General features: G+C 68.6%; 9 protein-coding genes. 1 reads left to right on the top strand and 8 read right to left on the bottom strand.

The window, feature by feature from the left end; all coding sequences use genetic code 11:
• The first annotated feature begins 5 nt into the window (after positions 1–5).
• Positions 6–5,540: a methylation-associated defense system ATP-binding protein MAD8 gene (mads8, locus tag EJ357_RS13430; protein WP_126391838.1), complete on the top strand. Its 5,535-nt coding sequence runs from the start codon at positions 6–8 to the stop codon at positions 5,538–5,540.
• 127 nt (positions 5,541–5,667) lie between these two features.
• Here the strand turns inward: mads8 and EJ357_RS13425 are convergent, their stop codons facing one another.
• The 8 genes from EJ357_RS13425 to EJ357_RS13390 are packed head-to-tail and all read right to left on the bottom strand — an operon-like array spanning position 5,668 to position 14,178.
• Positions 5,668–6,450: a hypothetical protein gene (locus EJ357_RS13425; protein ID WP_126391837.1), complete on the bottom strand. Its 783-nt coding sequence runs from the start codon at positions 6,448–6,450 to the stop codon at positions 5,668–5,670.
• 27 nt (positions 6,451–6,477) lie between these two features.
• Positions 6,478–6,957 (bottom strand): hypothetical protein, encoded by a 480-nt coding sequence (locus EJ357_RS13420; RefSeq protein WP_228473046.1) that lies wholly within the window; start codon positions 6,955–6,957, stop codon positions 6,478–6,480.
• A gap of 8 nt (positions 6,958–6,965) precedes the next feature.
• Positions 6,966–8,243, bottom strand: a complete 1,278-nt coding sequence (locus EJ357_RS13415) for an MCE family protein (protein ID WP_126391836.1) — start codon at positions 8,241–8,243, stop codon at positions 6,966–6,968.
• Complete coding sequence (locus tag EJ357_RS13410; RefSeq protein ID WP_126391835.1) at positions 8,240–9,574, bottom strand: MCE family protein; 1,335 nt, start codon at positions 9,572–9,574, stop codon at positions 8,240–8,242. The genes EJ357_RS13415 and EJ357_RS13410 overlap by 4 nt, the downstream gene beginning before the upstream one ends.
• Positions 9,571–10,707 carry an MCE family protein gene (locus EJ357_RS13405; protein WP_228473045.1) on the bottom strand — a complete coding sequence of 379 codons (1,137 nt, stop codon included), beginning with the start codon at positions 10,705–10,707 and terminating at the stop codon, positions 9,571–9,573. Before EJ357_RS13405 ends, EJ357_RS13410 begins: the two co-directional genes overlap by 4 nt.
• Entirely contained in the window at positions 10,704–11,864 is a 1,161-nt protein-coding gene (locus EJ357_RS13400) for an MCE family protein (RefSeq protein WP_228473044.1), read from the bottom strand. The genes EJ357_RS13405 and EJ357_RS13400 overlap by 4 nt, the downstream gene beginning before the upstream one ends.
• Positions 11,861–12,919, bottom strand: a complete 1,059-nt coding sequence (locus EJ357_RS13395) for an MCE family protein (protein ID WP_126391834.1) — start codon at positions 12,917–12,919, stop codon at positions 11,861–11,863. The genes EJ357_RS13400 and EJ357_RS13395 overlap by 4 nt, the downstream gene beginning before the upstream one ends.
• Complete coding sequence (locus EJ357_RS13390; protein ID WP_126391833.1) at positions 12,916–14,178, bottom strand: MCE family protein; 1,263 nt, start codon at positions 14,176–14,178, stop codon at positions 12,916–12,918. The genes EJ357_RS13395 and EJ357_RS13390 overlap by 4 nt, the downstream gene beginning before the upstream one ends.

Raw genomic sequence — 14,178 nt, 5'->3', positions numbered from 1 at the left:
ACGGGATGGCACGCGGACTGACCGAGATCAGCGAGGCGCAGTGGCGGGACGCCCTGGAGCACGCGCTGCTGCCGCGGCTGGCCGCGGTACTGCGTGCCAGACAGGCCGGGCACTGCATGAGGCTGGGAGATCTGGACACCGACCTCGCCACACGGCTGGTGCGCGGGCTGCGCACGCTCGTACCCGAGGCGCAGGTGTTCGTCCTGGGCGCGGGCGACGGACGGATCCCCGCCGACGTCGTGGTCACCAGCACCAAGCTCGTCGAACTGCGCAATCCCGATATGGACGGGGGGCTGAGGCCGCCGCTGCTCGTCTTCGTACCACCCGGTGCCCGGGCCAGTGCCGAGGACTCCTTCGGCGTCGCCACGTTCGAGCAGCTGTCTCTGGACGACGTACACGCGAAGCTCAAGGGCTCGCTCCTGCGCGAGCTGTCCGACTCGCTGCGTCCGGCGGTTGCCGAACTGCTGGAGCGGCAGGCCGAGGAAGGGGGCGCTGTCGCGGACGATCGGGCGGCGGTGCGGTACCTGCTGACGCTTCGGGAGAATGACTACGATCCCGAGGCGGCCGGGGCGGCGGTCCATCTGCTCGGTCTGATCCCCGACTTCGGCTTGTTCCAGGACCCGACGCTGGTCGGCCGCAAGGCGGACCGCAACCGCAGGACCGTCGCCAAGCTCACCGAGGCGACGGCCACCGACCGCCAACGGGTGCTCAGCCTGGGGCTGCCACAGAACTCGTCGGCGGCACAGGAATTCGTCAGCCGGCTCGTGAGCTTCGCCGCCCGCACCGGCCTCGACTCCCCCTCCCGCTGGTGCCGCGCGATCGCCGTGGACCCGGACAACTGGCCGCTCGCCTTCCACCACTGGCCGCAGGAGAACGCACCCGGCGACGAACAGGTCGGCATCGAGGTCCATGAGCTGACCGTGCTGCCCAAGGCGGGGCAGAACGAGGACGACCTGCGTAACCACCCGGCGCTGGAACGGCTCTTCGGCGGGCAGTATCTACTGCCCGGCGGACTGACCTCGTTGCCCGTCTCCTTCACCGTCCACCCCGATCCACGCCACATCGCCGGTCTCGCACGCTTCTCGATCCAGATCCTCTCCGAGAGCGAGACCGATGAGGATCGCGGCTCCACCACGGTCAGCCCGACCGGGTTCACCGCCACCCTCTCAGTGGCCAAGACCGCCAAGACGATCTACAAGACGTCCATCAAGCTGAAGAAGAGCCGTAAAGCCGACTGGGAGGAAGGCTGGCACTTCGTCAGGGTCACTCCTCTCGACATCAACGGCGACCCCATGCGGGTCGCCGGTGCCGACGGCACCCACCGGCCGCACGAGAGCGACCGCTTCTACGTCGTCCCTGATGCCGAGTTCGACGACCCGCCCGTCCAGCGCTCCCAGCACGCTCCCGGGCTGGCCCAGGCGATCAACCGGCTGCGCTTCGTGGCACGGGCCGAGGGCCGCGATCCCTGGCGGGTGTCCTGCCGCACCGTGGGCTGGGGGGCCAAAACAGCCAAGACGTGGCCGTTGCGGGCGGCCTTCGGGCCCGCCGGCCTGGTCACCGTCGACCTGCCCATCCCGCTCGCCGAGGCCGAGGAACGGATGCTGGCCCGGCCGTATGCCCTCGAAGGCCCCCGGCTGAACGTCGACGCCTCGGGGCGGTGGCAGCTCAGTGACGACGAGTCCCTGGCCGTCACTCCTGCCGAGGACAGCGCCTTCGACGACTACCTGCGGGCCCGCGCCACACTGTTCGCCGCCATCCGCGCCGACAGGGACGGCTCCGCGCCGCTCGTCCTGGAAGGCACCGACCCGCGCACCATCCGGAAGGAAGCCGAGAGCTGCGCGGAGGCGTACCTCAGAGCGGTCACCCGGTGCCTCCGCGCGCTGGAGAACCCCCGCAGCGGCACAGTCGAGCAGGACCGGGCAGAACTCGCGCTGCTGCTGCGCACCGACGCAGTGGCGGCGGAACTCGCCGATGTACAGGGCGGCCGGCGTCAGCTAGTGCTGGTCGCGCCGACCCATCCGCTGCGGGTGCTGTGGTGGTGCGGGCAGGCGGCACTGGCCGACCACTGGCTCGGCCGAACCGAGGGCCAGGACAAGAACCGCGTCCTGGAGACTCTGCACAGTCTTGTCGAGCGGCTCGCGCCGCTGGGATTTCCGTTCGTCGTGCCACTCACCACAGGCGAACTGACCTTCGCGGCCGGACAGCTCACCGACTACTGGCAGGTCTGCCTGCCCAGCGAGACAGCCGACCCGAGGGGCACTGTATCGCGGCTCGCTTCGGCCCTCGGAGTGAGTGACAGCTCCACCACATCCGGTGTGATCACCGGCGCCGACCTCGCGGACCGGGTCGAGCGCTATGTACGCCTTCATCCCTATGCGGACAGCCTTGTCATCAACGCTCTCGGTGTCGGTCGGGGTGAGGTGCTGGCCTCGATGCTGATCGAGCTCCAAGGGCGTAAGCATCTCTCCCATCTGCGCTATACGGTCCGTCTTTTCACCGACCACCCCCAGGAACCATGGGTCGGCGAAGCGCTCACCGATCTGTTCTCACCAGGATCGGGACCGAGAGCCACCGCCGCCGAGCCCTTCGGCACGCCCGGTGACCCGCTGCGGCCGAAGCTCGCTGTTGTGGTGCGTGACGCCGCCGACCTCCGTACTCGTGCGACCGATTTTCCGGCCCATCTCACCATCCTGTTCGATCCGTTCGGCGGCGAACAGTTCGACATTGCGCCGGGTGCGCGCACCTCAGGCAGAGCGGCGGCACACGGCCTCGTTCAGGAGCTGACCAGCTACTACGCCGAGGATGAGGAGTTCGTGGCCTGGAGCCGCCAGCCCCGGCACGGCGCCACGGACCCAGTACCCGGAGCCGAGGAAACCGGCGACCTGGTGGCGGCGCTGCCGGAAGCGCTGTCGGCCGCCGTGGTCGCCGTGACATCCGGAGAACCGCTCCCTGGGCAACTGCCGCAGATAACGCTGCGACTGTCCGCCAGGGACAAGGCTCTGCTGCACGATGTGCACCAGGCCAGCGACTGGGTCGTCACGGTGGACCGGACCCTCGGTGTGGAGTACTTCGATCACGGCCGTGCCGATCGGCCCGAATACGTGATCGAGTACTCGGCGACTGCCCAGACCGGCATGGGTCATCACATCGTGGTCTCGTCGCGATCGGTCGACGAGTTGCGCGCGCTGGTCGGGCCGGTGCTCGACGACAAGCAACTAAGCATCGAACCACGCCATGTGACGACCTTCTTCGACCAGCTCAGGGAGCTTTCCGGCAGCTTCGCCTTCAAGCTGGCCGCGCTCGGCAGCAGCAGCCGGACCGAGGTCCTGGGTCTCGCACTCGCCCGGCTGTATCTGGGGTACCAAGGTGCCCTGCACAACCAGGTTCTCATCCCGTTGGATGCGCACATCGACCTCTACGGCGAGGCGCAACGCCGCGCCGCCGCCGGTGACAGTGCCGTCCGGCTGCACCGGACCGACCTGGCTCTGTTCGATCTGGACGCCGAACGCCGGGCCGTGGTATGCCGGTTGATCGAGGTCAAGTGCTTCTCAGGCGCGGGTGGCCTGGGTATGTACGACACCAAGAAGAAGCAGATCAGCCAGCAGATCGACAACAGCCGGACGATCCTGGCCACACAGTTCGACCCCAGGATCGAACGGCCCGACCGTCCACTTCAGAACCTCACTCTGCGCTCGCTTCTCGGCCACTACCTGGCGCGCGCCAACCGATACGGCCTCTTCGACGAGAAGGGGTTTGACGAGGCACGCTGGCTCCTCGATCACCTCGATCACGGTTACACACTGGAGTTCGCAGGCACAGGCCTCATCTTCGACCTGGGCGGGGACGGCACGGACGTCGAGACCGACGGCGGTATCACCTTCCATCGGATCGGCCGTCAGCAGGTGACCGACCTGCTCGACGCCGTGGAGACCGAGTATCTCGGCGGGCCGGTCCGCAGCGCGCCCCATCTGCTGGTGGAGAAAGAGCTGGCGGGGATCGAGCGAGGGGAGGCCACTCAGACCCTGCGACCGCGGGTCCGTAGCCGCGAACTGCCCGAGGAACCCGGTCCGCTCAGCGCCGTGCTGGACGACGAAGCTGTGTCGGCAGAGGTTGATGACACAGCGGCATCCGGGGATGCGGAGCCGCAGGACACCACCGAGCAGCAGGTGCCCGAACCTGCCGCCGACGGGACGCAGGCTGTGGAATCGCCGGATGCCGAGGGCCCCTTGTCAGACCTTGTACCGGCGGTGTCAGCACCAGCGCCGTCTGTGGAGAAGCCACCCATGCCGGCTCAGGCCGGTCCAGGAGATTCGGCGGATGCGGTTGGTCTGGTGGGTGACGCGCCCGCACCGGATGTCTTCCTCGGAGTCTCGAAGCCGACCAAACAGTATGGCCTGCTGGGTATGAGTGCTGGTCGGAAGGTCGCCCTGGACCTCAACGAGACGCACACCATCAGCCTGTTCGGTGTGCAAGGCGGGGGGAAGAGCTACACTCTCGGCTCGATCCTGGAGATGGCGAGCCTGCCGACGTCAGGTGTCAATGAACTTCCACATCCCCTGGCCAGCATCGTCTTCCACTACAGCGACACCCAGGACTATGCTCCCGAGTTCACCAGCATGACCCAGCCCAACGGCGACCGGGATCAGCTGGCCGCACTTCGGGAACGCTACGGAGCCGAGCCAGCTGCGCTGTCGGACGTCCTGCTGCTGACTCCCGCCGACATGGTGGAGGAGCGGGAGGACGAGTACCCAGATCTGGATGTACGGCCACTGAAGTTCTCATCCTCCGAACTGAAGGCCGCTCACTGGCGGTTCCTGATGGGTGCAGTCGGCAACCAGGCCCTGTACATCCGTCAGCTCGGCAGAATCATGAAGGCCAACCGCAACAGCCTCACGCTGGACGCAATCCGGCTCGGAGTGGAGCAGTCCTCACTGTCGGACACGCTGAAGCAACTGGCCTACGATCGCCTGGAGCTGGCCGCCGAGTACATCGACGACAACGCTCGCCTGCAGGATCTCGTATTGCCCGGTCGGCTGATCATCGTCGATCTGCGCGACGGCTACATCGGAGAGGACGAGGCGCTGGGCCTGTTCGTCGTCCTCATGCAGCTGTTTGCCGATGCCCGACATGAGGGGGAGGCATTCAACAAACTGGTTGTGTTCGACGAGGCGCACAAGTACATCCGTAGCCCTGATCTCGTGGACGGGCTGGTTTCCAGCGTCCGTGAAATGCGGCACAAGGGCATGTCCATCCTGGTGGCCAGCCAGGATCCGCCGTCTGTCCCGATCTCACTGATCGAGCTGTCGAACCACATGGTGCTGCACAAGTTCACCTCACCCGCATGGCTGAAGCATTTGCAGAAGGCGAACGCCGCACTGTCTTCCTTGACAGCTGAGAAGATGGCGGCGCTGAACCCCGGTGAAGCCTTCGTGTGGTCCGGCAAGGCCACAGACGAGGCTTTCACTCGAAGCGCACTCAAGGTCCGGTGCCGCCCGCGCGTGACCAGGCATGGGGGTGCGACCAAGACCGCCATCGGGTGATGCGATTCGCGTTCGGGCGCGAGACGGTCGCCGCCATGCAGGGGTGTGAGGCGGCTACCTTTTGGCACAGGTGGCATGGGCTGGGGACGTTCTCGCGCATCGCGTAGCCCGCCTCCTCTGCCCCTCTTCAGAGGGCATCCACCGCGCTTACCTTCCAGCCCGCGTCCGTCGTGGACATCGTCAGCCGCACCCGGTTCAGATCCACCCGAGCCCCCGAAACCTGCGTGCTCTCAGTGACCTGATTGACGAACAACAGCACCACGACCTTGTCCGGGGACGCCGAGACGACGGAGGCCGCCGGAGCTCCGCCGGAGGCAGGGGCGGCGACCGTCGCCTTGACCACTCCCCGGTACTTCTGGGCCGTCGGGCCGACCACCGTCTTCGTGGTCTTGCCGTACTCGTCGCGGAAGTCGCCGGTCAGGTGGGTGCGGGCCGCCGCGAAGTCCTTGTCCAGGCGGCGGTAGTCGTACGACAGGACGATCGGGGCCGCCTTCTGCGCCGCCGCGACCGCCTCGGTGCGGGCGGTTTCCGTTCGTCGGGCGTCCCAGTACTGCCAGCCCAGTACGGCAGCCGCCACCAGGCCCGCCACGAGCAGGACGCCGAGCAGGGCCGTGAGCAGACCTCGGCGGCTGGGCGTGCTCCGCTTGCTTCCCTCCTCCCGCGCATCCTCCTCCTCGAACGCCTCCGGTGACGGCTCCGGTGGGTCCTGCCAGCCGTTCTTCGGGGCGTCGATCAGTACGGTGCGGCCTGCGAGCGGGCGCTCGGCGCTGGCAGGGGACCCGGACTCCTCCTCGGTTGCCGGCACGGAAGCGGTGCCGCGTTCCGCGCGCTTGGCTGCTGCGCGGGCCGCCGCCGTCAGCGTGCGGCGGGTGCTCGTGCCGGGGCCGCCGGCGGTCGTCGTCTTCGGCATGGTCGTACTCCTCAGTGGTGGTGCTTGTCAGCCGACGAATTCGACGTTCGACGTCAGCCAGCGGCCGTCCCGATGGACCAGGTCCAGTTGCAGGCGATACGTGCGCGCCTCCCCCTGCGGCACCGCCGTGTTCGTCACCTTGCTGTCCGCCACCACCAGCACGCGGGCAGAGTTGTCGTCGGAGCGGACGATGCCCGCCTCCAGGACCTGGCCTTCCGAGACCGACTTGTTCTGGTCCACCAGATCCGTCAGCTGCTTCGTCTGGGCCGCGAACTGTTTCTTGAAGTCGCCGGTCGCGCCTGCCAGGACGTTCGCGCTGTCGCGGTCGTAGTGGCGGTAGTCGAGGGACGTGAAGTTCAGGGCTGACTGGCGGGCCGCGGCCAGGATGTCCTGGCGGCGCTGGTCCGCCTCTCGGTGGGCGTACATGCCCAGGGCCAGCCAGACCGTCAGTGCGGTGGTGAGGACCGTCGCCGCTATCAGCCCCACCGTCATTGCCCTTGAGGTCATCGTGCGCCTCATGCCATCGGGCCAACGAGCAGCCATTGCCACGACTCCTTTCCGAACACGGCCTGCTGGCCGCCCGTCGAGCCGATCTCGACGTTCCTGCCGTCCGGAGCGACCGTCGTGCCGGTCTCCGGGTCGTATGGGGTGACGTATGCGGCCTGGTTCGCGCCGCCATACGCGCGCGACGCGCCCGGAGCGTTCTGCGCCCCCCGCACCGACGACTCGCTGCCCCGTGGCAACGTGCAGCGAGCCGCCGTATTCGCCTCGCGCGTTCTCGTGTCCGCCGGGTCGCGGCGGGTCGTGCCGTAGCCCTGCCTGCAGGCCGGCGGGTCGTCGGCGTTCAGGACCATGCCGAAGTGCGTGGTGCCGTCGCCCGGTACGACCGTGTAGCTACCCGCCACCATCACCGGGAAGGTGACCAACGCCTGCTCCACGCCGGGCAGCCTCGCCAGCGTCACCTGGCCGCCGCTGATCAGGTTCGCCAGCAGGACCGACAACTCCGGTCCCGCCGACTTCAGCAGCGAGTTCACCTCCTGCGCCGCCGGTCTCGCGTTGCCGATCAGCTTGCGCAGGTCCCCGTCGCTCTTCTTCAACTGGGCCGAAAGCAACGCCAGATCACGCGCGAACGACTTGATCGACGAACCCCGGTCCGCCTGCGTCTTCAAGACCGTCCGCGAGTCCTCGATCAGCTCGATCGTCTCCGGCAGTGCCTCCGACGCCGACTCGATCAGGCCGTTCCCGGAGTCCACCAGGCGGCTCAGGTTCGGGCCGGTTCCCGCGAACGCCTTGTCCAGCTCGTCCACGGTCACCCGCAGGTCCTTCTTGCCGACCGAGTTCACCAGGCGGTCGAGGCTGAGGACCAGGTCCGTCGTCGGCAGTGGTACGCGGGTGCTCGCTCGCGGGATCGTGCTGCCGTCCAGTAGATACGGGCCCTTGGTCGTGCGCGGTTGCAGGTCGACGTATTGCTCTCCGATCGCCGAGCGGTTCGCCACCACCGCCAGGGTGTTCGCCGGGATGCGCGGTGCCCCGTCCTCGATGTCGAGGGTGACGGAAACGCCGTCGCGGCCCGTCAGGCGCAGCGCGCCCACCTTTCCCACCGGCACCCCGCGGTACGTCACCTCCGCGCCGGGGAAGACGCCGCCGGAGTCGGCGAAGTCCGCCCGTACCGTGTAGCCGCGGTCCAGGACGTCGTCCACCAGGCCCGTGTACTCGGCGCCCACGTACGACACGCCTACGGCCGTGATGGTGGCGAAGGCGAGCAGCTGGACCTTGACCGTGCGTGTGATCACGGCTGGACTCCCTTCAGCATCAGCTCGGCCAATTCCACATTGACTCCGGACGGCCAGTCGGCCCCGGTGCCGTAGCCGTTTGTGCCGTACCCGCTCGTTCCGTAGGCGGCCGTGCACACCGGCGGGCACAGCACGTCGCCGCCCTCCCCTGACGGCGCCGAAGGCGACGACGGCGCGCTCGGGCCGTTCGGGAGCGCCGTGGGCGTCGGCACACCCGGCGCACTCGGCACGCCTGGGAGCTCCGGGAGATCCGGTACGTCCGGCAGGTCGGGGGTGTCGGGGAGCGTGGGGTCCTGGCTGTCGCCCTTGCCGTCACCCTCGCCCGGCTTCTCCGTCAAGTTGCCGTAGATGCCGGCCAGGTCCAGGTCCGCCGTGATGTGCAGGTTGACGTAGTCACCCTTGATCGCGTCCACCGCGTTGCGGGGGAATGGATAAGTCGTCAGCAACTCAAGAGAATTCGGCAAGTCGTCGCCCGCCTTGTTGAGCTGTTGCAGGATCGGGCGCAACTGCCTCAGGTTGGCGACCGTGTCGTCGTGCGAGGCGTTGACCACCCTGGTGCCCGTCGTGCCGAGTTTCGACAGCGCCGTCAGCATCTTCGTCAGGTCGCGGCGTTGATCGGCCAGCACCTTCAGGGCCGGCGGCATGGTGTCCACGGCCTTGGCGATGGTCTCCTTCTCGCCGCTGAGTCGCTCGGCGAGTCGGTCCACGGCCTTCAGTGCCCGGACGATGTCGGCCTTCTGCTTGTCCAGGCCGCCCAGGAACGTGTCCAGCTCCGTCAGCAGTGATCTGACCCTGTTCTCACGGCCCTCCAGCGCCTTGTTCAGCTCCACGGTGATCGTCTTCAGCTGGGCCACCCCGCCGCCGTTGAGCAGGGCCGACAGCGCGGACAGCACCTCCTCGATCTCCGGGTTGCGGCCGCTGCGGGACAGGGGGATCACATCGCCGTCGGCGAGACGGCCGACCGGTTCCGTCCCCGTCGGCTTCGACAGCGACACGTACTTCTCGCCCAGCATGCTGGTCTGCCGTAGCTCGGCGATCGCGTTCGCCGGCAGCTTCACCGAGTCGGCGACACGGAGGTGCACGCGCGCGTGCCAGCCGTCCAGTTCCACCTTCTCGACCGCGCCGACGGTGACGTGGTTGACCTTCACCGCCGACTGCGGCACCAGGTCCAGTACGTCACGGAACTCGACGGTGACGTGGTACGCGTTGCCGTCCGAGGCGGCGCCGCCGGGCAGCTGGACGTCGTACCAGCCGTTGAACTCGCAGCCGGACAGCACCATGCAGCCGACGGCGGCCCAGGCGACCGCCCCGCCCTTGCGCAGCATGCTCATGCGCGCGCCCCCAGAATCCCGCCGAGCGTCCGATCGACCGTGCCGGTGACCGCCGTACCGCCGCCGTGCGGCACCTCCGGCAGGGAGTCGAACAGCTCCCTCAGCTCGCCGCAGTCCGGGTTCTTGCCGCCCTCGTCTCCCGTCGTCCTGAGCAGCGAGCACAGCAGCGATGCCGGATCCTGGGCCTGGTCGGCGTTGTTGCGGGTGTCGAGGGTGCCTGACGACGGGTTGTAGGCGTTGTTCAGGTTCGACATGCCGGTCGGGGCGACTTCCAACAGCTCCTCCAGCGCGGCCCGTTGGGTGACCAGGACCTTGGTGACCTTGCTGAGGCCCTCCACGTTCGAGGTCAGCGACTTCTTGTTCCTCTTCACGAAGTCGGAGACGTCGCCGAGCGCCGTTCCGAGGTTCTTCAGTGCCGCCGCCAGGTCCTCGCGCTCGCCCGCCAACTGCTCGGCGACCTTTGCGAGGTTGCTGTTGAACGACCGAACGCTCTTGTCGTCGGCCGCCAGTGCCGCCGTGAACACCTGGAGGTTGCGGATCGTGCCGAACAGGTCGGTGCGGCCGTCGGAGAGGGTGGTGACCGCCGCCGAGAGGTCCTCGACCGTCTGGTGGAGGTTCGCGCCCTGGCCGTCGAGGTTGTCGGCGCTCACGCCGAGCAGCCGGGACAGTGCCCCGTCCTTGTTGGCGCCGTCCGGGCCGAGCGCCTCCGCCGTGGTGTGGAGGCTGTCGAAGATGCGGTCCAGTTCGACGGGTACGGCCGTGCGTGACTCGGGGATCTCGTCGCCGTTCCGCAGTACCGGGCCGTCGCCCCGGTACACCGGCAGCAGCTGCACGTAACGGTCGCTGACCACCGAGGAGTTGATGATGGCCGCCTGTGCGTCCGCCGGGACCTTTCGGTCCGCGTCGTACTCCAGCTCCACCCGCACCCGGCCGCCCTCCGGCGTGATCGCCTTGACCTCGCCGATCCGGACGCCGAGGACGCGGACGTCCGAGCCCGGGTAGATGCCGACCGTGCGCGGGAAGTACGCCGTGACGCGGACCGGCTCCGGGCGCGGCCACAGGATGTAGCCGATCGCGGCGACGAGGGCCAGTGCGGTCAACAGGGCCAGGCGCTTCTTCCAACGGTTGCTCACTGCGCCCCTCCCGTCCGTGGCTCCACCGGAGCGGCGACCAGGTTCTGCACGTACGAGTCGAACCAGCGGCCGTTGCCGAGGGTGTTGGTGAAGAGCCGTACGTACGGCGCCATGAGCTTGATGCTCCTGTCCAGGCTGGATTGGTTCCGTTCGAGCATCTCCACCACGCGGTTCAGGCCCTTGAGCGCCGGCCCGATCTCCTTCTCGTTGTCCTGGACCAGGCCGGAGAGCTGGACGCCCAGTGCGGCGGAGCTCTTCAGCAGGTTGTGGATCGCCTCGCGCCGCCTGCTGATCTCCTGGAACAGCTTGTCGCCGTCCCTGACCAGGGCGGTGAAGTCCGCCGAGCGGTCGGCCAGGACGTCAGTGACGCCGTTCGCGTGGTCGAGCAGCTCGCGCAGGGCCTTGTCGCGGGAGGCCACCGTGCGGGAGATCTGCGACAGGCCCTTGATGGAGGCCCGTACCTCCGAGGGGGAGTCCTCGAAGGTGGTGGAGATGGTGTCCAGGGCCCTCGCCACTCGGTCGGTGTCGACTTCCTCCGTCGTCGTCGTGAGGTCGCTGAAAGCCTGTACGACGTCGTACGCGGGGACCGTGCGCTTCAGCGGGATCTCGGTGCCGGGCGCCAACTGGCCCTTGCCCTTGGGGTGCAGGGCCAGGTACTTCGAGCCGAGGATCGTCTTGACCCGGATCGACGCACCGGTGTCCGTGCCGAAGGCCGGCTCGCCCTTGATCTTGAAGGTGACCTTGACGTGGTCGCCGTCCAGGTCGACCTCCTCGACCTTGCCGACCTTGACACCGGCGATCCGCACCTCGTCGCCCGGCTTGAGGCCGCCCGCCTCCGCGAAGGCCGCGCTGTACGTCTCGCCGTCGCCGATCACCGGCAGGCGGTCGGCGTTGAACGCCGCCGCGGTCAGCAGCGCCAGGACGGTGAGTCCGACGGCGCCGATGACGACGGGGTTGCGCTCCCGGAACGGGCCGAGATGCGGGCGGCGCAGGCGTATCTTCGGCAGCTTCGGCCACTCGACCCGCACCTTGATCAGCGGCTGTCGGCGGGGCTTGCGGCGCGGCAGGAGCCGTACCTTCGGCAGACGTACGCGTGGCAGCCTCGGCGGCTCCACCCGCACCCTGAACATCGGCTCCGGACGATGCTTACGGCTCATGCCCCGCACCTCGCCCTCGCCACGTGCAGGTCGGGTGTGAGCACCTGCTGGGACGTCGACTCCGTCTTCGGCAGCACGATCCGTCCGTCGAAGTCACACAGGTAGAAGTTGAACCACGAGCCGTAGGACGCCGTCCCCGTCAGCTCGTTGAGCTTGTTCGGCAGCCGCTTCAGCACGCCCTCCACGGTCTCCTCGTTGTCGTTCAGCGTTCCGGTGAGCTCGGTCAGCTCGGCGATGTCGTCCTTGAGCGCCGGGCGTGCGTCCTGAAGCAGGCCCGAGGTGGCCTCGGTCAGGTCGCCGATGCTCACCAGCGACTCCCCGATGGGCTTGCGGTCCGCGGACAGGCCCGAGATGACCCGGCGCAGCTGCTTGAGCAGGCCGGAGAAACGGGCGCCGCGCTGGTCCAGGGTCGCCAGAACCGTGTTGAGGTTGTCGATCACCGAGCCGATCAGCTCGTCGCGGCCGGCCAGTGTCGAGGTGAGGGACGCCGTGTGCACGAGCAGGCTGTTCACCGTGCCGCCCTCGCCCTGGAGGGTGCGGATGATCTCGGTGGCGAGCTGGTTGACGTCCTTCGGGCTGAGCGCGGCGAACAGCGGCTTGAAGCCGTTGAGCAGGGCGTTGAGGTCCAGCGCCGGTTGCGTGCGGGAGAGCGGGATCGTCGCGCCGGGGCGCAGCTCGGTCCCGTTGCTCGCGCCCTCCGTCAGCGCGACGTACCGCTGGCCGACCAGGTTGCGGTACCGGATGACCGCGCCCGTGCCGGTGAGCAGCGGCCGTTCCCGGCTGACGGTGAAGGTGACCTCGGCCAGTGTCCGGTCCTTGATCCGGATGCCCTCGACCTCGCCGACCCGCACTCCGGCCACCCGGATGTCGTCGCCCTCCTCCAGGCCGGTGACGTCGCTGAACACCGCGCGGTAGGTGTCCTTCGGGCTGAAGGAGATGTTCACGATGGTGGCCGCGAGCAGTGCCGTAGCCGTGATGGTCACCAGCGCGAAGAGGCCGAACTTGATGAGCGGGGCGGTCGTCTGCCGGGCGCCCTTGGCCTTCGTACGGCTCATGCCACACTCACCGCCGTCCCGCGCACAAGCGGCCCGAACAGCAGCGTCGTCACCGGCGGCACCTCGTCGGCGGGCACGCCCATGACCGGGGCCACGAGCGAGCCGACCGCCCGCTGCTCGGCCAGGGTCGAGGAGACGCCCAGCGGGCCGCCCGCGGAGGAGCCCCCGGCTGAACCGCCGGACTTCGAACCGTCGTTGAGGTGGGCGCCGGGCGCCGGCACCGGAGGACCCGGCAGATCACGGCAGTTGGGGCCCGACCGCTCGGCGTAGCGTGGCTCCTCGCCCGGCTCGTACGCCCCTTGCGGCTGTACGACCTCCAGCGTGATGTGCATCTTTCCGCCCCGGAACGCCTCCTCCGAGGCCTTCTCCTGCCGGACGAGACCGGCCATCAGGCACGGGTACTCGGGGGAGTAGCGGGCGAACAGCTCCAGTGTCGGGCGGGAGACCCGGCCGAGGGTGATCAGCCGGCCGCCGTTCGCGTCCAGGAAGTCCTCCGTCGTGCCCGCGACGGTCGCCGTGGTCTTCAGTGCCGCTGCCAAGCGGTCCTCCTGCTCGACGATCGTGCGGCTGGTGGTGACGGTGTTGCGCAGGATCTGCAGCAGGTCGGGCGCGGCGTCGCCGTAGATCTCGGCTACCTCGGCGAAGCGGGCGATGTTCTCGGTGAGGGTCGGAAGGTGGGGGTTGAGGCGGCTCAGGTAGGCCTCCAGGCGCGTGAGGTTGTCGCCGATCCGGTCACCGCGGCCTTCCAGGGCGGTGGCCATCGCGGAGAGGGTGGCGTTGAGCTTGCCGGGCTGGACCGTGCGCAGCAGGGGCAGCAGGTCGTTCAGCAGCTGCTGCACCTCGATGCCGACGCGGGTGCGGTCCTGGGTGATGACGTCCCCGGCGCGGATCGGGCGGGCCGAGGAGGCCCCGGCGCCGGCGGGCGGCACCAGATCGACGTACTTCTCGCCGAACAGCGTCTTGGGCAGCAGCCGCGCGTGCACGTCCGACGGGATGTGCGCGACGTGCTCCGGCTTGAGCGCGATGTCGAGCCGCGCCTTCGTCCCGTCCGCGTGCACCTCGCGCACCTCGCCGACCAGCAGGCCGCGCAGTTTGACGTCGGCGCGCGGGTCCAGTTGGTTGCCGAGGCTGTCGGCCTCCAGCGTGATCCGCACGACCGGCGTGAACGCCTGCTGGTAGACGGCGACGGACAGGCCCAGCAGCAGTGCGAGTACGGCGATGAACACGACGCCGTACAAACGCAGTCTCAGAACCCTCAT

This window comes from Streptomyces cyaneochromogenes, assembly GCF_003963535.1.
GTDB classification, from domain to species: Bacteria; Actinomycetota; Actinomycetes; order Streptomycetales; family Streptomycetaceae; genus Streptomyces; species Streptomyces shaanxiensis.
This window is presented reverse-complemented; position numbering and strand designations above follow the sequence as displayed.

Bases quoted from the DNA above. Each gene is read 5' to 3' on its own strand.
- EJ357_RS13395 (WP_126391834.1), bottom strand. From the start codon at position 12,919: ATGAGCCGTACGAAGGCCAAGGGCGCCCGGCAGACGACCGCCCCGCTC.
- EJ357_RS13420 (WP_228473046.1), bottom strand. From the start codon at position 6,957: ATGACCTCAAGGGCAATGACGGTGGGGCTGATAGCGGCGACGGTCCTC.
- EJ357_RS13390 (WP_126391833.1), bottom strand. From the start codon at position 14,178: ATGAGGGTTCTGAGACTGCGTTTGTACGGCGTCGTGTTCATCGCCGTA.
- mads8 (WP_126391838.1), top strand. From the start codon at position 6: ATGGCACGCGGACTGACCGAGATCAGCGAGGCGCAGTGGCGGGACGCC.
- EJ357_RS13400 (WP_228473044.1), bottom strand. From the start codon at position 11,864: ATGAGCCGTAAGCATCGTCCGGAGCCGATGTTCAGGGTGCGGGTGGAG.
- EJ357_RS13425 (WP_126391837.1), bottom strand. From the start codon at position 6,450: ATGCCGAAGACGACGACCGCCGGCGGCCCCGGCACGAGCACCCGCCGC.
- EJ357_RS13410 (WP_126391835.1), bottom strand. From the start codon at position 9,574: ATGAGCATGCTGCGCAAGGGCGGGGCGGTCGCCTGGGCCGCCGTCGGC.